1 tRNA gene is annotated in these 303 nt (G+C 41.9%); it reads right to left on the bottom strand.

The features are described from left to right. Nucleotides 1–176: 176 nt before the first annotated feature. Nucleotides 177–252, bottom strand: a tRNA-Val gene (locus AACT19_RS25430). Nucleotides 253–303: the final 51 nt, after the last annotated feature.

Genomic DNA, 303 nt, shown 5'->3' with positions numbered 1-303 from the left:
GATTGAATTACTCGTAAGTAATCAATCAGTCAGCTTTCCAAATTGTTAAAGAGCATGAGATTTTAAGAACCAGTGTTCTAAAATTCACATTTTCTAAAGACTCTCAGGGTCAAACATACCAACCAACGACAAAAGAAGTGGTTTGGATATGAATATAACCAAGAATTTTTAGAGAATGGTGGGCGATACCGGGCTCGAACCAGTGACCCCCTGCTTGTAAGGCAGGTGCTCTCCCAACTGAGCTAATCGCCCACGATAGTTTTAATTCCTTCGCGGAGAAAGAATGGTGGGTCGTGCAGGATT

The sequence above is a fragment of the Vibrio sp. 10N.222.47.A9 genome (assembly GCF_963872585.1).
Classification (GTDB): domain Bacteria; phylum Pseudomonadota; class Gammaproteobacteria; order Enterobacterales; family Vibrionaceae; genus Vibrio; species Vibrio splendidus.
Note: the sequence above shows the minus strand (reverse complement) of the source record. Positions and strands in the feature narration are given on the sequence as shown.